Annotated in this window: 14 protein-coding genes; 10 read left to right on the top strand and 4 right to left on the bottom strand. The window is 33.8% G+C overall.

The genetic code is table 11. The annotated features are described in order from the left end of the window. Positions 1 to 152 precede the first annotated feature (152 nt). Positions 153 to 989, bottom strand: a complete 837-nt coding sequence (locus tag JR312_RS04130; protein WP_416647799.1) for a hypothetical protein — start codon at positions 987 to 989, stop codon at positions 153 to 155. A gap of 144 nt (positions 990 to 1,133) precedes the next feature. Here JR312_RS04130 and recG point away from each other — a divergent pair, with 144 nt between their 5' ends. After that, a complete protein-coding gene (gene recG / locus JR312_RS04125) occupies positions 1,134 to 3,173 on the top strand; it encodes an ATP-dependent DNA helicase RecG (RefSeq protein ID WP_416647798.1) in 2,040 nt (679 codons plus the stop codon). A gap of 327 nt (positions 3,174 to 3,500) precedes the next feature. Continuing rightward, positions 3,501 to 3,695, top strand: coding sequence for a hypothetical protein (locus tag JR312_RS04120; protein ID WP_264331209.1), 195 nt, complete (start codon positions 3,501 to 3,503; stop codon positions 3,693 to 3,695). 219 nt (positions 3,696 to 3,914) lie between these two features. On the opposite strand, the gene ykgO is transcribed toward JR312_RS04120, so the two are convergent. Continuing rightward, on the bottom strand, positions 3,915 to 4,043 hold the full coding sequence (gene ykgO / locus JR312_RS04115; protein ID WP_006015378.1) for a type B 50S ribosomal protein L36: 129 nt from the start codon (positions 4,041 to 4,043) through the stop codon (positions 3,915 to 3,917). A gap of 69 nt (positions 4,044 to 4,112) precedes the next feature. Next, on the bottom strand, positions 4,113 to 4,931 hold the full coding sequence (locus tag JR312_RS04110; protein WP_416647797.1) for a pyruvate, water dikinase regulatory protein: 819 nt from the start codon (positions 4,929 to 4,931) through the stop codon (positions 4,113 to 4,115). Between the two features lie 142 nt (positions 4,932 to 5,073). Between JR312_RS04110 and ccmC the strand changes: the two genes are divergently transcribed. From ccmC to guaA, 4 genes are all read left to right on the top strand, one after another. Continuing rightward, positions 5,074 to 5,784 carry a heme ABC transporter permease CcmC gene (gene ccmC / locus JR312_RS04105; protein WP_416647796.1) on the top strand — a complete coding sequence of 237 codons (711 nt, stop codon included), beginning with the start codon at positions 5,074 to 5,076 and terminating at the stop codon, positions 5,782 to 5,784. 387 nt (positions 5,785 to 6,171) lie between these two features. Continuing rightward, positions 6,172 to 7,212 carry a hypothetical protein gene (locus tag JR312_RS04100; protein WP_416647795.1) on the top strand — a complete coding sequence of 347 codons (1,041 nt, stop codon included), beginning with the start codon at positions 6,172 to 6,174 and terminating at the stop codon, positions 7,210 to 7,212. A gap of 579 nt (positions 7,213 to 7,791) precedes the next feature. After that, complete coding sequence (locus JR312_RS04095; protein WP_416647794.1) at positions 7,792 to 9,243, top strand: type II secretion system protein GspD; 1,452 nt, start codon at positions 7,792 to 7,794, stop codon at positions 9,241 to 9,243. Positions 9,244 to 9,470: 227 nt separating this feature from the next. Next, positions 9,471 to 11,033 carry a glutamine-hydrolyzing GMP synthase gene (gene guaA / locus JR312_RS04090; protein ID WP_264331212.1) on the top strand — a complete coding sequence of 521 codons (1,563 nt, stop codon included), beginning with the start codon at positions 9,471 to 9,473 and terminating at the stop codon, positions 11,031 to 11,033. Between the two features lie 229 nt (positions 11,034 to 11,262). On the opposite strand, the gene JR312_RS04085 is transcribed toward guaA, so the two are convergent. Continuing rightward, positions 11,263 to 11,955: a TerC family protein gene (locus tag JR312_RS04085; RefSeq protein WP_416647793.1), complete on the bottom strand. Its 693-nt coding sequence runs from the start codon at positions 11,953 to 11,955 to the stop codon at positions 11,263 to 11,265. A gap of 282 nt (positions 11,956 to 12,237) precedes the next feature. Here JR312_RS04085 and JR312_RS04080 point away from each other — a divergent pair, with 282 nt between their 5' ends. From JR312_RS04080 to lepA, 4 genes are all read left to right on the top strand, one after another. Continuing rightward, a complete protein-coding gene (locus JR312_RS04080) occupies positions 12,238 to 13,614 on the top strand; it encodes a malonyl-CoA decarboxylase (protein WP_416647792.1) in 1,377 nt (458 codons plus the stop codon). A gap of 85 nt (positions 13,615 to 13,699) precedes the next feature. Next, entirely contained in the window at positions 13,700 to 14,302 is a 603-nt protein-coding gene (locus JR312_RS04075; protein ID WP_416647791.1) for a hypothetical protein, read from the top strand. A 102-nt stretch (positions 14,303 to 14,404) separates the two neighbouring features. Then, positions 14,405 to 14,710: a hypothetical protein gene (locus tag JR312_RS04070; RefSeq protein ID WP_416647790.1), complete on the top strand. Its 306-nt coding sequence runs from the start codon at positions 14,405 to 14,407 to the stop codon at positions 14,708 to 14,710. An 81-nt stretch (positions 14,711 to 14,791) separates the two neighbouring features. Beyond that, positions 14,792 to 16,588 carry a translation elongation factor 4 gene (lepA, locus tag JR312_RS04065; RefSeq protein ID WP_416647789.1) on the top strand — a complete coding sequence of 599 codons (1,797 nt, stop codon included), beginning with the start codon at positions 14,792 to 14,794 and terminating at the stop codon, positions 16,586 to 16,588. Positions 16,589 to 16,959 lie beyond the last annotated feature (371 nt).

The raw sequence follows: 16,959 nt of genomic DNA, 5'->3' as shown, positions 1-16,959 counted from the left end.
GATGACAGGATATTTGTTTCTAATTCTTTATAATCTACCAAACCAGTAGTTCTATTTGCTTGACTCATATCAAACCTCCATTTTTTATATCAATTTATTACTTTTTTTTCGGTTTGACACACTTTTTTGAACGTTCCCTTTAATTGTTAGTTTTAGGGTGTATTTTCATGTTCATTGCTATGAATGGGCAGAGCTACCTCTTCGAGGTAGCTCATCGGATCACCTAAATCATGCTCTATTTCTACTTCAAACTTGAACCCTAACTTCTCGCAAAATTTGTAGAAATATTCTTTAATGATATCAAATAGATTTCTGTCATCAATTGTGTAATCTCTCAATTTTCGGGGCACAGTAAGTAACAATTTGCTATCTTTATATATCACATCATCTTTCCCATCTTGAGATTCAAGTGTGAACTCTAGTGAGAACGATATATCACATACTCTGGCTTCTTCTCCCAACACTTGAATAGGTATCATTGAAGTATCACATCTGACTCCCACAGAATCTGAATTTTTTTCACAGTCAATTAGTACCCTTCTACAAACGTTACTACTATTAACATCCATATGTAATTTATGTTTGCTATTAAGTGCTTCAATAAATGGTGCATATATAAACTCATATCCTGCTTGATTACAATTGGTAACCAATTCCTCTAAGATAGAGTCACTTGGAACTTGAGCTTCAGCATATTCAAATATTTCCTTAAAAACTTCTTTTGCAAATTGGCGATATTTCTTCTTTCCATTTCCGTCATTTCCAATTAAACCAGCATGTCTTTTATATAATTGATTAATAAAAGCTTGATCTATATCCTTTTTGTTGATAATAAACTTCATTCTTGGAAAGTCCAAGTGCATCTGTTCACCAGAGTTTGCTCCCACATTCCCTTTACCAGCTCTTAATTTGCTAAAATCAAGCTTTTCCGCTTGAGCCTTTAGCGTAACTACTGGATTTCCCTTTTTTTCCTGTATAGAGTTGTTCATTGTTAATACTTTGATATGAATTGCTGATAGTATAATAATACATAAAAATAGTTAATATGTCAATAATATACTTAACATAGACAGTCATAATAGGGTGACAGGATTTTAGTAAGGCTCTATTATGAATAAACGGTTTTACACAGTATGAATGTTGATGAACAATCAAGTGTGCTGACTTTTCTAAATAGTAAAATTGAGAATATACCAAAGTTTCATTCCGCAATATTGCCTAAACTTTGCGGTGGAGACAGAGTAATGGACTTGCTGTTTTATAGGCCGCTCAGTTATGTGGATAGAAGTAAATCACTACCTGATGCTCAAGTGGGAGAATTTACAGCTTTTGTGGCAAAAGTGTATGAGCACCAGCGCCCCACTGTTAGAGGTAGGCCATATAAAATAATCGTTGAAAGTGAAAGTCAGTATTTATTTATAGTTTTTTTTAATTACTCAGTTAAATATTTGTATAAATTATTTCCAGTTGGAACAGATATAGTAATCAGTGGTAAACTTGAAAAGTTTGCCGAACATTGGCAAATTACTCACCCAGATTACATGTTGTCTGATATCAATCTATTTAAAGAAATAGCCTGCATAGAGCCAATTTACCAATTATGTCGCGGTATTACTAACAAGAGCATTAGAAACATAATAAGTTCTAATCTAAAAGATTTGCCTGATTTGCCAGAGTGGATAGATGAAACATTAATCAAGCAAAAGAAATGGCTGAATTGGAAAGAAAGCATCATAAGATTGCACAGACCGAGCTCACTCACAGAAGCAGAAGTTTGTAGAGAAAGACTTGCTTATGATGAGCTATTTGCGTACCAGTTGGCGCTAAAACTTGCGAGGGAAAATCATGTAAAAAAAGGAGGAAGGGAATTTATAATATTGAGTAAATACAAAGAGCAGGTCTTAAATGAATTACCGTTCCAATTAACAAATGATCAAATTCGAGCGATAGATGAAATCTCAGAAAGACAAAAATCCAAATACCGTATGGTAAGTCTGCTACAAGGTGACGTTGGGAGTGGCAAAACTGTAGTTGCACTCTTTACGATGCTGAATGTGGTAGAAAATAACATGCAAGCAGCTCTAATGGCACCAACTACTATCTTAGCGGAGCAACATTATAATTGGATCGAAGAAGCTCTATCTTGTACTGATATAAAAGTTGCTTTGCTTACCGGTAAAACTGCGCGCAAGGAAAGAAAGATTATTATGAACGAACTTGCAAGTGGTATTTTAAATATAGTAATTGGTACTCATGCATTATTTCAAGCCAACGTTACATTTAAAAATTTAGGACTCGCAGTCATAGACGAACAACAGCGATTTGGAGTGATGCAGAGGAATCGGTTGGTAGGAAAAGGAGAAAATACCGATATACTTTTTGTTACTGCAACTCCCATTCCAAGAACCTTGCAGCAAGCTATGTATGGTGATGTTGAATGTTCTATTTTAAGGGAAAAACCAAAATCTAGATTGCCAATAAAAACCGTTATTATGAACGTTAAAAAAGTACCAGATATTATTCAAAGACTGAAAGATGCTATAAATAGAGGCGAAAAAGCATATTGGATTTGTCCATATATAGAAGAAAACGAAGAACTCAATATTGCCGCAGCAGAAATGCGCTTTCAGGAACTACAAAAGACATTTTTTGATAGAGTTGGAATAATACACGGAAAACTAACTCAAGAGCAGAAAGATCAAGTGATGTTTTCCTTCAAGAGGAATGAATTTTCTCTGCTTGTTGCAACTACTGTGATAGAAGTTGGTATAGATGTACCAGATGCAACTATTATGATTATAGAGAATGCAGAGCAGTTCGGGTTATCGCAATTACATCAGTTAAGAGGTAGAGTAGGACGAGGAAGTAAACCGTCTTTTTGTGTACTGTTATATGACAATCTCAGTAAAAGTTCGTATTCAAAGTTAAAGATTATGTGTGAGTCACAAGATGGATTTTATATTGCTGAAAAGGATATGATGCTGAGGGGTAGCGGAGATATTCTAGGCACAAAACAATCAGGGTGCATGGAGTTTAAATTTGCTGATTTATATGAGGACAGAGAATTGCTCAACCTTGCATATAATAGTGAAAAAGGTACAATAGCTAATTTTGAATTACTGCTTGATATATTTGAATATAGAAGTAGACTACATTTTTCAAAATTTCAGTAATCTTTCAAGCCATAACCCTCATGAGTAGAAATTCCTTGACAGACGGGAGTATTTAACAAACCATATGCGTCAAGTTAAGGAAAAATAAGAGTGAAGAAGAAGTTTTTACCATAAGAATAAATTGTGCAGAGTTAATAGCAGGCCCTGTAAACAAAATGTTAGCAGGTCAAATTAATCAAGGGCAGGAAGTATAAAAATGGAAAAAAAGCGGTAACTTAACCTAATGACAATAAATATATATAGAAGGTACCGTTTTAAAGAGCACAAAAGGAATACACAGTAAAAGCGAGAAGAAGTTGAGAGTATGTATGGAAGCAGTGTGGAGAAATGGCTGCCAATGATCAAAAATTTACTGCAATTACAGAAGTATACATAAGAGGTTTAAAAGGTGGTGTAAAAAGGGAATTTTGGCAAAATGACTTAAGTATGCACAACAAGATCCAGATTTGCATAATTGATGATCAGATGTCATTCATGCTCAGCCTATATATAGAAAAAATTCTCAAGCTCAAGAGGGCTTAGGGTGGAACTAAAATTCATGGACTTGTTGACGCACGTAATTAATTTCTTTTTTTAAGTTAATTAATGTTAACAAGCCACGTCTGCCTGTAATCAGGTTAATACCAAAATATAATGTAAGAGAAGAAATGGGCAGTGCTATGGTTAAATACAACAATTTTTGCTTCTTTCTAACCATGCTTCCATATGAAAAACATATGACATAAAAAGGCAAACAAAAAGCTAAGAACCTTGACGCGCTTTACATCTCGGCTTTACCTTATTTATAATATAAACTTTACCACCCCTTTTCACAACCTTACAATTTTTATCTCTGTTACGATGAGATTTTAGTGACCCTTTAACTTTCATATCTATAGTAAGAATAGAATTACCTTACATTATGATCACTGACAGAGAGTTAGTCAATTGATAAATTTTTCACATTTTATTAAAATATTGTATAATTGTTGCTGATACTTCTTCGATCGACCTTTGCGTAACATCAATAATTGGCCAGTTATTTTGCTTAAAGAACTCCTCCGCTTCTTTAATTTCCTTTTCTACTTTTCTAGGGTCAGCATATATATCATTACCTTCATTATTAATTGAAGTCAGTCTATTTTTGCGTATTTCTATTAGCCTTCTTACGTCTATTGTTACTCCTATAGTCAGTTTATTTTTTAATTTTGCTAAGTCGACGTAAAAGGGTATCTCGCTAACAAAAGGAACATTTGCAACTTTATAGCCTCGGTAAGCTAAATACATACTGGTGGGAGATTTTGATGTGCGTGAAACTCCAACCAAAATTATATCGGCTTTATCAATATCTTGAATATTTTGTCCATCATCATGATTAATGGTATAGTTTATTGCCTCAATGCGCTGAAAATATTCGTTATTTATTTCAGTATATAGGTCAAGTTTTTCATCTTTTTCAATTTCAAGATAGGATGAAATTTCTCTAATAATATGTGATAATATTGCTCTATATGGAATTTTTAACTTGATACAATTATCTTTTAGATATTTTCTGAGTCCATCATCAGTAATAGTACATATAACAAAGTTATGCTCATCACTTTTTCTATTAATTTCCTCTAAAATTTTGTCAATCTGCTCTTCTCCTTTTACGAAAGACCAAACATATTCGATCGTTTCTACAGAACGAAAGTGTTTCAGAGCTGATTTTGCAACTGATATAACAGTTTCACCACTTGAATCTGACACTAAGTGTAGGTTAAGCTTTTTAAGGGTCATCAACGTTATACTAAAAATAATAGCAAGCAATCTGCTACTGAAATTGTGCTAATTTATTATACTACGTAAATATAGAAAAACTATCTTGTTGATAAAACTCAAACTAATTGATAAATTCTTAACACAATTATTCTCAAAACGAATGTTTTTATTAAAGCCTACAAATTTCACTTCTTTTGCTAAAAAAGCTCTACCTTGGCTTGGGATTATTTGTTTCGCATGTTTTTTAATTGGAATGTTCTTGGCATTATTCTTCTCCCCAGGAGATTATAAACAAGGAGAAATCGTACGAATTATGTATCTTCATGTGCCTTCTGCATGGCTTGCTCTTGGAATATACGGACTCATTGCATCACTCAGTTTCATTTCGTTGGTATGGAACAATAGCGTTGCTAGTGTCTTAGCACATGCCGCTGCTCCTGCAGGGACAGTCTTTTCGGCAATATGCTTAATCACAGGTAGCGTCTGGGGAAAAGGAACATGGGGTACTTGGTGGGTATGGGATGCAAGGCTTACTTCAATGCTGATTTTGTTTTTTCTGTATGTTGGTTATCTTTCATTGTGGAGCGCTTTTGATAATCAAGCAAGAGCAGAGAAATCATCAGCAGTATTTGCCATTTTTAGTGCTATAAATATTCCCATAGTAAAATTTTCTGTGAATTCATGGTCTACTCTTCATCAGCCAGCAAGTATTTTTAGAAAAGGTGGAGTAGCAATAGAAGGTTCTTTACTGCTGCCACTCATTGCAATGTTTATATTTTGTGCAACATTCTTTTTAGTAGTGTGGATACTTAATGCCCTTCATTTAATTAATTTGCAGAAGATAAAGAGAGAAATCAGCATGCGATATTAGGTATATAGTTCCAGAGTGTAATGTTGTGAACAGCGACAGAGATTAAAATGTAGAGCAATCATCCATTGGCAAGTTCCAGAACTAATTACGTACAAACCACACTTCAAGATTATAGTGATTAATCACATGCAAGTAGAAGAATCATGATTCTCTAGTGAATAAAGATGTGCTCTATGTAAAGCTGGTGAAGATAAGATAGAAATTGAAAGAAAATCTAATTATTGGTTATTATGCTATATTTATAATGCAAGTTATTAAATTTTTAATTACTTTAGCTTATAATAATTTCTGAGTTAACCTGAGATTTCTTGAACTGTGGTTTCTTTATATTCAGGTAGATACTTATACTTTTATGTAATTCCAGTTTTGACTGTAGAGGAGGTTCCTATGTCAAAAAACACCTATAGTGACCAAATTAATAATAGTTATTTATATAACAACAAACTTTTTTATGGTAAAGAGGATATAGATGAGATCACTGAGGGTGAAACTACGATTGAGAAGCGATTTACAAATAGTTCCGTAGTAAAAGAGGATTTTGAACTAGTAGAAAAGAAGCTTACGAAATGTGAAGAGGAGGTTAAGCGAGCAAAAGCAGAGACTGAGTGGTATAAAAAAATAGCTGAAGAATGTAAAAAAGGAAGTGGTACGGGCGAACCTGTTACCGATGAAGGAGAGAATGAAAATGGAGAAATTACATCTCGCAAAGTAACCTCAGATTGTTCCAAGTATGAAAATTGTGGGCCGTATTCTCATTTTTATAAAGTTGATAATAAGATAGGTTGTCAAGGTTTTAGTGCATCTGATTTACTAAAGGAATTATATCCTGAGATGTACAGTAATCCTAAGATTGCAAAATATATAGAAGAGGGAGCAAATGGTAATTATGGTGCAGTAAATTTTAAATTTGCCTTTACAGAGGATCTTAATTCAATATCCTGGCTTGGTAATATAGAATGTGAAAAATGTGTCGATGATCAAATAGAGTTAGCGTGTCAAGAAGAAGAGATTAAGAGTTTCTGCTACCCGAACGTTTACCGTAGTAATCCAGAATTCAACAAGAGCTTTTTTTCCAGAGGAGCATGTCCTAATCTCTTTAAAGAGTCCAGTGAAACAAGTGTTGTAAAAGCAAAACAAGTTGCACCATTGATACTTGTTAATACCTTAGGACAAATGATAGATAAAGAAGGTAATAACACTAAAGTATACTATGATGCATTGAAGCGTTATCTAAATGATGATGGTAAAATCAAGGATTGTGGAGACAATCAAAAGTGTAAGGATTATATTCCAATTATGGAGAAAGTTGCATGGAATAGTGATAAGGAAGTACTATTAAAAACTGCTGTTAATAATACACAAGAAGCAAATCCTTACTATTATGGAAATGAGGATAATTCTACTTCCGTTGAATTTGGTTCTATATAAGGCTGAATTTGTCTAATTTTTTCTACACTAGACACAATGTAGTCGTATCTGAACAAATACATAACCTATATAAAGAGGACGTAGGTACCATCTGTCCTTTTAAGGCATTTATGTCAATGATATGCGTAATCCATGATTTTAAACATGATGATCCTCCTAAGTAATACAAAAAAACTCAGAAAAATGTATATAGCTATGATAGAAGTTATCTATACATAAGTACAATATACTTTAACTAGAGGTTATAAATTAATGAAGTTGAAAAGTCTGCAGACGAAGATAGATTTCGAGCTCTAGAATATCTTCACTATCAAAATAACAAAGCTGTCAAAACTTGTCAAGTAATTTTTATCGCAACTGTACAAACATTTCACAGGACAAATTTAAAATGCTGTAAAATGGTGTCTGTTCAGACGCATGTGAAACCAGTGCTTCTTTTCATCCTACTTCCATGCGGCTAAACCTTTTTCATAATCTCCTATCTATCATTTCTTAAACCACTCCCCTGAACGGATACAATTAAATACATTTTTAACATTTTTATAGAAAACTATTAGTATAGATTTGTATGCTGCCCTCATGGCTATTTTAAAATGTTTAATACTCCTTTTCATTATTTCTTGTACACATCTACCTAACAAGCAACATTCTGTTAATATAGACAATTATAAGCACGATTATTCGTTGCAACAATATAATACTCCTTTGAAGAATAACGAACCAGCAATACCAGAAATGATACCTTTACCGGTAGAGTTTCCCGATCTTACAACCAGTAACCAGTTTCTTTCGATTAATGTTGATGAAAAAGTACCAGTAAAGGATTTACTGATTGAGATAGGAAAACTTTCTGACGTTAACTTAGACATAGATCCCCAGATATCAGGTAATATTATTTTAAAGCTAAAGGATAAGAATATAAATGAAGTAATTCAGAGTATAGCCAACAGCGCCAAATTGCGTTACTCAATGAATAATGGTGTAATTAGAATTGAACAGGATTTGCCATACGCACAAAATTATTACGTAGACTTCATCAATATTCAACACTCTGCTCAAAGCAATTTTGTCGTTAGTGGCAATGTTACAAGCAGCGATGCTGACAGGAATGTTAGAAAGTCTCAATATAGCAGTGACTTATGGAGTTCATTAGAAAAAGGCTTAAATGCAATAATGGATGTTAATGGAGTGGATGATGGTGAATTTCTTTCATCCAACAGAGAAGCTGGTGTCATTATTCTGAATGCCAGGAAGGATATTCATAAAGCTGTTGAAGAATATATTAATAAAGTTAAGAGACTGGCGTCTTCTCAAGTAATGATAGAGGCCAAAATAGTTGAAGTTGTATTAGACGATAAATACCTTTCTGGTATCAACTTAAATGATTTGCATAATGAAACAAAATCTATAACAAATCAAGATAGTTCCATTACTAGCCTGGTAATGAACTCTGATTTAGAAAATTTAGTAAAAACTTTAGACAAGTTTGGCACTTCAACCGTAATTTCAAGCCCTAGAGTACATGCTATAAATAATCAGCAAGCAATGATTTCATTTACTAAAAACCATATCTATTTTACTTCCGATATACAGAAAGATACCGGAAACTCCAATCATGCCTTAATTACCAAGATGAATAGCACTCCAATGGGTGTGGTGTTAATAATCCACCCAAGCATTAACATTGATACTAACGAAATATTTATGGATATACACCCAACCTTATCAAGAATTAACAATTACACTAAAGACCCAAATATAGAATATGTCGCACAACAGAATAAAATGAAATTAAATAGTGACATTCCAATTATTGAAACCAGAGAAATGCACTCTACGTTAAAAATTAAGAGCGGCGAAGTTATGGTAATTGGTGGGCTTATAGAGCATAGAAAAGATAACCAAAACTTATTGCATCAAAAGTCAAAAAAACTGGCTAAGACAGTAGAAATCGTCATCTTCCTGAAAGCAACAATCGTACCAACACTTGGTTTATTAGATATAAAAGATAGGAATTTATATATATATTAAACGTATCCGTTCAGGCAATGGTATCAACTTAAGGAAAGATGTTGGGGTTGCTATTATGATAAGAAGAGAGTATCAGAATGATAATTAAGACAGCTTAATCATAAATCTGTTGCGGTAAATTTAAGTTACTTTAGTCATATATTAAAGTTTTTAAACAGGTCTTAGTTTACTTACTTTATTGTTTTCTTTATTATCAAATATTGCTTTAAATAATATGGAGGAGCACATTGTCAGCAATTGCCGTTATTGATTTTGGTTCACAGTTTACACAGCTTATTGCAAGACAAATCAGGGAAATGGGCGTTTACTGTGAAATATTTCCAAGCAATATCGATTTCGAAACAGTATCAAAATTCAATGGATTTATTTTTTCTGGAGGACCGCAATCTGTAAATGACAATTGCTCTGAAGTAAGTGAAGTAGCACATAAAATTATAAAACTTAACGAAACAATAAACACTCCTATACTTGGAATATGTTATGGACAGCAACTCATTTGTCATTATTTCGGGGCAAAGGTAAGAAAAGAATTCAATCAGGAATTTGGCAAAACTAAAATCAAGATACTAAAAGAATCCCCAATTATAAAGGATACTTGGGACGTTAATTCCGAAGTCGATGTGCTAATGAACCATGCAGACAGTGTCGAAACTATACCGCAAGGATTTACTGCTATTGCCTCAGGTATAATAAATCAAACAATCGCAATAATTGCCAACGAACAGCGGAAGATTTACTGTACTCAGTTCCATCCTGAAGTTAAGCCTACGACAAATGGTAGTAAACTTCTCTCTAATTTCTTAGATATTGCAAATTGTGAGAGAGATTGGACGATGAAGTCATTCATTGAAAAACAGAAGGAAAAAATTCAAAACTTAGTAGGGGAGAAAAAAGTAATTGCTGCAGTAAGTGGGGGGGTTGATTCAAGTGTTGCAGCAGTTCTTACACACAAAGCTATAGGAAAACAATTAAACTGTATTTTTATCGATACTGGGTTATTGCGTAAGAGCCAGACCACTGCTATGTTAAAAGAAATTCCAATAAATTACGTTGATAAATCAAACTTGTTTTTAAGTAGGTTAAAGGGAATAACTGATCCGGAAGAAAAGCGAAAAATTATCGGCAATACTTTTATCGAAGTATTTGAAGAAGAGGCAAAAAAAATAGGTGATGTGGATTTTTTAATGCAAGGCACCATTTACTCTGATGTAGTTGAATCAGGTCACGCTTCAGGAAACACTAGTACAATTAAATCTCATCACAATGTTGGTGGGTTGCCAGAAAAAATGAATCTGAAACTAGTAGAACCTTTACGCTATCTCTTTAAAGATGAAGTAAGGCTGCTTGGCAAAGAAATTGGGCTTTCAGATGAGATAATATTTCAACATCCATTTCCTGGACCTGGACTTGCGGTGAGGATCATAGGTGAGGTTGATGAAGAAAAGGTACGAATATTGCAAGAAGTAGATGAAATATATATCAACACAATGAAAAATTATGATCTGTATGATAAAATATGGCAGGCTTTTGCTGTACTGTTACCAGTAAAAACTGTGGGAGTTATGGGAGATAATCGTACATACGGATATGTTTGCGCTTTAAGGGCTGTGACTTCATCTGATGGCATGACAGCTGATGCATTTCCATTTGAAAATAAAGATCAACATTCGTTAGTATTTTTGAGGTTTTTGCAAGACGTCAGTAGTATAATTGTTAACAAAGTTTCCGGAGTAAATCGAGTTGTGTATGATTTAACTTCCAAGCCACCAGCAACTATTGAGTGGGAGTAGCAATAATTTCATTCCAGTTTCAGCTACTCGAATCACACCAAAGAGGCTGGTTGCATAACTCAAATTTTAAGGAAAACTATTTAATGTCATTCCAGCGCGTGACGCTGGAATCCAGAAAAAAAGAATAATGGATCCCAGTGTCAGCTACTCGGATGACATCGAAATGTTCGTACAGATATTCGTCACACACCGGAATAAAAATTAGACTTTTGCTTTGTGGAAAATAATTTCAAGGCCGCATTGTCTTTATTTTGCTTATAGCTTCCACAAGCAGTGCAAACATAAATGAAGAATACAAATATGCTTTTGGTAGCTCTATGTGAAGTCCTTCAAGTATTAAATATATACCGATGAGTAAAATAAATAGAATGGCAATTACTTTTAAGCTTGGGCTGGATTTTATTAACTGAGCGGTATAACTTGATGAAAATAGCATTGCTAATATGGAAAATGTAAATGCTATAGCAATGATTATCATATTATGAGTTAATGCTATAGCAGTTAATATTGAATCAACAGAAAAAACTAAATCTATTAATATAATTTGTAGCACAACTAAAAAAAATTGTGATTTAACGTTTGCCTTTGTTTTGTTCTCCTTATGTACAAAAATTTCGCTCCATAACTCCATAGAACTTTTAACAATAAGAAATAACCCTCCTGCAATCATAAGCAAATCTTTTACTGAAATATCTAGTGATACAGAGTGAAATATAGGCTTTTCCGTTGATAATATATGTGATATAAAAAATAGTATTACAAAACGCATCAATAGCGCCAAGCCAAAACCTATCAGGCGGGCTCTTTCTCTCAGCAGATTTGGCACCTTATCTATTGCTAGAGAAATAAAGATTAAATTGTCTATACCAAGTATAGTTTCAAGTAGCGTAAGTATCAATAAAGTCCAAGCATCAGCTAGCATTTTCATTCCAAAGTCAGATTTTGTACTTTACAATAGATGTGTAAAAATTAAGTAACTTCGACTAGGTAATTAAAAAATCAGCCTTGCCCGGAAAAGAAAGAGGCAAAAGGGCATTTTTATAATAAAAGTACTTTTGTAAGAGAAATAATGAAATTAAAAATCTAACTCTCTTTACGAAAATTTTAAATAGATTGTAAAATAGTTGTACCATGAAAATATATGCCTTCTTTGTAGACTAAGATTTTTCTTTAAATTAAGATAGATACACGATAAAAGGAACATATGACAAAAGAATCATTAGCAAAAACTGATATAGTAAAAGTTGAAGATAAGAAAGCAACAAAGGGCTTTTTTAAAATATTAGGTGAAGTAGCAGATGCTGTAAGGTCATGGGTTGGCAATATTGGCCCTGATTTAAGTAGTAGTCGCGATGTCGATAGTTTAGTCTTGAAGATGAACGAATGCTTAAACCCAAAGGGGGATGAAGTCTCAGCACGTAAGAACACCGTATCTCTTGGTAATTTGTACTTGAGTTTATCAGAGGCAGGTCAAATAAAATTTTTACAAACCCTGGCAGAAAAGTTCAATCCAGATAAAACGAAAATAGATGAAGAAATAAAAGTATATAAGAAAAATCAAGATTCTGAGTCGAGCTATAAGTTTGAACAAGACTTAATAAAAGTCCTTGAATCACCACGCTCTAAAATATTGAAGCAGTTTATCTCCTTACCGGAGGGCCTTAAGTTTATTGTTGATATGCGTTCTGATGTACTCAAGCTGAAGAATCAATATAAAAGTCTAAGTCCACTAGAAAACGAATTAAAAAGTATACTTTGTACTTTGGTTGATGTTGATCTACTTGATCTTCATCAAATCACCTGGGATTCACCTGCATCATTGTTGGAAAAACTTATAAAATACGAAGCTGTACATAAAATTTCCTCTTGGGGTGACTTAAAAAACAGACTAGATTCTGATCATCTCTGTTTTGCTTTCTTTCATTACAAAATACCAAATGAACCTTTAATTTTTGTAGAGGTTGCACTGATGAATGAGATTGCAGATAGTATTCAACACGTTTTGGACGAGTCAGTTCCTTCAAGTGACCCAAGCAGTGCAAGTACTGCTATATTCTATTCAATATCAAACACTCAAACTGGTTTATCTGGAATTAGCCTCGGTAACTTTTTAATAAAGAGAGTCGTAGAAAAACTATCGCAAGAATTTAAAAGCGTAAAAGTGTATGCAACTCTTTCTCCAGTTCCTGGATTTACAAAATGGCTAAAAAATCAAGACGTAGCTTTATTAGGTAAGCTTAATATAAAACAATCAGGTACAGAAATTTTAGAAAGCATAAAAACTAACATTGAATGCGAAAAACAGTCCCTACTGAAACTTTGTGCACATTATTTGCTAAAGGTTAAGAGCAGTGGTGGGGGTGCTTATGATCCAGTAGCACACTTTCATTTAAGCAATGGTGCATCAATCAAACAAATCAACTGGATGGCTGATACTTCTGAAAAAGGCATTAGTCAGTCAGCCGGAATAATGGTGAATTATTTGTACGAATTACCTAAAATAGATAACAATCATGAGAATTATATGATTAATAAAGCGATTTCTCATTCAAAAAAAGTATCAGCTATGTTAAAGGAATAATAGGAAGTGTGCAAGCATGTAGAAAGTGCTAACATTTCCTAATGTTTATGTATATAATATTAGATAGTTTTATGAGGTAAAGTATATGGTTTTGAAAAAACTTCAAGATATCAAAAAAGAACGAGAGAAGTCAATAAAGAGCAAGTCGATAGTAAAGTCGCCTGTATCTAATAATTTAGTTGATGATATTAAAGAAAGTCTGGAGTCAATTAAAAATGGTCATAGTGAAGAAGAAGAAATAAAAAAAGAGCTTCTGTCTATCTGTCGATTGCTTAAAGAGGAACGTAATATTATTGAAGAGGACTGTTGGGACAGCTTGAGACATTCTTTAGCTAACAGTGAACCTTTGAGTGATAAGTATAATATTGAAGTAGCTTATGAAAACTTAAATATAGTAGTACAAGCTTTAAACCTACTTCATAATGGTCAAGTAAATGAAAGAGAAGCACTTGATGCAGCTTTATCACTCCAAACAAAAATGAAAGAAGCGCTAGAAAAAACGCAACAACAACAAAGTGCAGCAAGGCAAAAAGAGTTAGAAGAGAAAGCTAAAGAGGAGTTTGGCAAGTACATAGAAAACGGTACTATTGATACAGTATCAATTGCAAGTGATAAGAATACAAATCTTCTTTGTACAAAAATCAAGCTAAAAGACGACAATAAAAACACAGATATTAGGGTAAGCTAATTTTTAAATAGTGAATTTTGTAAAGAAAACAATATTGCTAGTTTCTCTCTTTCAAATGGTGATCAAAAAGAAGTTGTCTACGGTTTTGTAGACGAAAATGGAGTGAGGTGTTATAGTTTAGGTACTGCAGCTCAATATGGAATAAAGTTTAACTGGTATGTAGATGGAAAAGAATTTAGCATTACATTAAGTGCTAACAGTGATGGCAGCATTAGAGTAATAGGCGATAGACCCACTGATAAAGATTTAGAAGAAAATAAAAAAGATGTAAAAATTAAAGCTGGTAATGCTTACCTAAGCCTTGCTGATGCAGTAAAAATGTGTAGACAGCAAGAAGATCCAAGTAGCACAGTGAAGCAAGCATCAGCTAATGAGCATTGCCGGCCATTGGCAAGGACTTCAGCTTAATGTTTTTAGCAAAAAGAGATATAAATAATTGCTCTTGTAATACTTAAAATGTAAAATAGATCTACTTAAATAAGTAGATCTATGAACAATATAAGAAATTTTGCAATAATAGCACATATAGATCATGGGAAGTCAACTCTTGCTGATCGTTTGATAGAAGAATGTAACGGTCTTGAGACAAGGGAAATGACCAATCAGGTACTTGACTCAATGGATATAGAGCGTGAACGCGGAATCACAATCAAAGCACAAACGGTAAGACTCAATTACACTGCAAATAGTGGTAATCAATATTGCCTCAACCTCATGGACACACCAGGTCATGTTGACTTTTCATATGAAGTCAGCCGAAGCTTAGCCGCATGTGAAGGCTCACTTTTGGTAGTAGATAGCAGCCAAGGAGTTGAAGCTCAGACTCTGGCAAATGTCTACAAGGCAATTGACAATAATCATGAGATAATAGTTGTGCTTAATAAAGTCGATCTTCCTGCTGCAGATCCAGAAAGGATAAAGCTTCAGATTGAAGAGGTAATCGGAATTGATGCAACTGAATCAATTTTGATATCGGCAAAAACTGGTCTTGGGGTAAAGGATGTACTTGAAGCTATAGTGACAAAACTTCCCGCTCCTCAAGGTGATACAAATGCTCCACTGCAAGCAATTTTAGTTGATAGTTGGTATGATCCTTACCTAGGAGTAGTAATTTTAGTGCGAGTTAAAAATGGAGTACTAAAAAAAGGCATGAGAATCGTTATGATGTCTAATAATGCTACATATCAGGTCGATAATATCGGTATTTTCACTCCTAAAAAAGTTATGACTGGTGAACTTTCAGCAGGTGAAGTTGGTTTTATAACTGCTTCAATGAAAGAAGTAGCAGACTGCAAAGTAGGAGACACTATTACTGAAGAGAAAAGGCCGTGCAGCAAGGCATTACCTGGCTTTAAAGAAGTACATCCTGTAGTATTTTGCAGTATTTTTCCCAATAACACAGATGATTTTAAATATTTAAGGGAAGCACTAGAAAAATTACATTTAAATGATGCTAGTTTTACATTTGATGCTGAAACGTCAAATGCGCTAGGTTATGGATTTCGTTGCGGTTTCTTAGGAATGCTACATCTTGAAGTCATTCAAGAAAGACTCGAAAGAGAATTTGATTTAGATCTAACAGCAACTGCACCGAGTGTTATATATAAAGTTGCAACACAAAATGGTAAAGTTTTAAATATCCATAACCCAAGCGATATGCCAGACCCTACAAAAATTGAAATAGTGGAAGAACCGTGGATCACTGCAACTATAATGGTACCTGATCAATATTTAGGAGAGATTCTATCTCTGTGTGAAGAGAGGAGAGGAGAACAGCAGGATTTATCTTATGTTGGTAATACGACAACAGCACTACTGAAGTATAAATTACCGCTGTCTGAGGTTGTTTTTGATTTTTACGATAGACTAAAATCAATTTCCAAGGGATATGCAAGTTTAGATTGGGAAATATCCGATTATCAGGAAAGTCAGATAGATAAATTAAGTTTTTTAGTTAATGGAGAACCTGTGGATGCGTTAGCCTGCATTGTTCATAAAAGCAGGGCAGAAAAAAGAGGCCGTGAAATATGTGCACGTTTGAAAGACTTGATACCACGCCAGCAATATAAAATCGCGATTCAAGCGGCAGTAGGCGGAAAAATTATTGCTAGAGAAACGATTAACCCGTATAGAAAAGATGTAACAGCCAAGCTCTATGGTGGAGACGTCACACGAAGGATGAAGCTGCTTGAAAAGCAGAAGAAAGGTAAGAAAAGATTGCATTCTGTGGGAAACATAAACATCCCACAAAATGCTTTTGTTGAGGCTTTGAAAATAAATGATTAATATATATCCAAAAACATAAATTTAAAGAACTAAGTGATATTTTCTCAATAAATTTACTGACATTGATATGGGTAAATTTGAAATAGCTATGTGAATTTGTAAAACACTATACAAGATACCATACAACGAAATCATCCCAGTGTTAAACGCTGGGATGACAGAGAGCAGCTCAATCGCTCCACTCAATCAGTAAAAATCAGATATATGTAGACATTGGCTAAAACCATTCCAACGGGAACGTTCAAAAAAGTGTGTCAAACCGAAAAAAAAGTAATAAATTGATATAAAAAATGGAGGTTTGATATGAGTCAAGCAAATAGAACTACTGGTTTGGTAGATTATAAAGAATTAGAAACAAATATCCTGTCATC

The sequence above is a fragment of the Wolbachia endosymbiont of Nasonia giraulti genome, from assembly GCF_048054155.1.
GTDB lineage: Bacteria > Pseudomonadota > Alphaproteobacteria > Rickettsiales > Anaplasmataceae > Wolbachia > Wolbachia pipientis_C.
The sequence above is the reverse complement of the archived record's forward strand: the minus strand, read 5'-3'. Positions and strand labels throughout refer to the sequence as shown.

What these genes read in the sequence shown, in the direction of transcription:
- JR312_RS04130 (WP_416647799.1), bottom strand. Translation starts at nt 989, where the DNA reads ATGAACAACTCTATACAGGAAAAAAAGGGAAATCCAGTAGTTACGCTA.
- recG (WP_416647798.1), top strand. Translation starts at nt 1,134, where the DNA reads ATGAATGTTGATGAACAATCAAGTGTGCTGACTTTTCTAAATAGTAAA.
- JR312_RS04120 (WP_264331209.1), top strand. Translation starts at nt 3,501, where the DNA reads ATGGCTGCCAATGATCAAAAATTTACTGCAATTACAGAAGTATACATA.
- ykgO (WP_006015378.1), bottom strand. Translation starts at nt 4,043, where the DNA reads ATGAAAGTTAAAGGGTCACTAAAATCTCATCGTAACAGAGATAAAAAT.
- JR312_RS04110 (WP_416647797.1), bottom strand. Translation starts at nt 4,931, where the DNA reads ATGACCCTTAAAAAGCTTAACCTACACTTAGTGTCAGATTCAAGTGGT.
- ccmC (WP_416647796.1), top strand. Translation starts at nt 5,074, where the DNA reads ATGTTTTTATTAAAGCCTACAAATTTCACTTCTTTTGCTAAAAAAGCT.
- JR312_RS04100 (WP_416647795.1), top strand. Translation starts at nt 6,172, where the DNA reads ATGTCAAAAAACACCTATAGTGACCAAATTAATAATAGTTATTTATAT.
- JR312_RS04095 (WP_416647794.1), top strand. Translation starts at nt 7,792, where the DNA reads ATGGCTATTTTAAAATGTTTAATACTCCTTTTCATTATTTCTTGTACA.
- JR312_RS04085 (WP_416647793.1), bottom strand. Translation starts at nt 11,955, where the DNA reads ATGCTAGCTGATGCTTGGACTTTATTGATACTTACGCTACTTGAAACT.
- JR312_RS04080 (WP_416647792.1), top strand. Translation starts at nt 12,238, where the DNA reads ATGACAAAAGAATCATTAGCAAAAACTGATATAGTAAAAGTTGAAGAT.
- JR312_RS04075 (WP_416647791.1), top strand. Translation starts at nt 13,700, where the DNA reads ATGGTTTTGAAAAAACTTCAAGATATCAAAAAAGAACGAGAGAAGTCA.
- lepA (WP_416647789.1), top strand. Translation starts at nt 14,792, where the DNA reads ATGAACAATATAAGAAATTTTGCAATAATAGCACATATAGATCATGGG.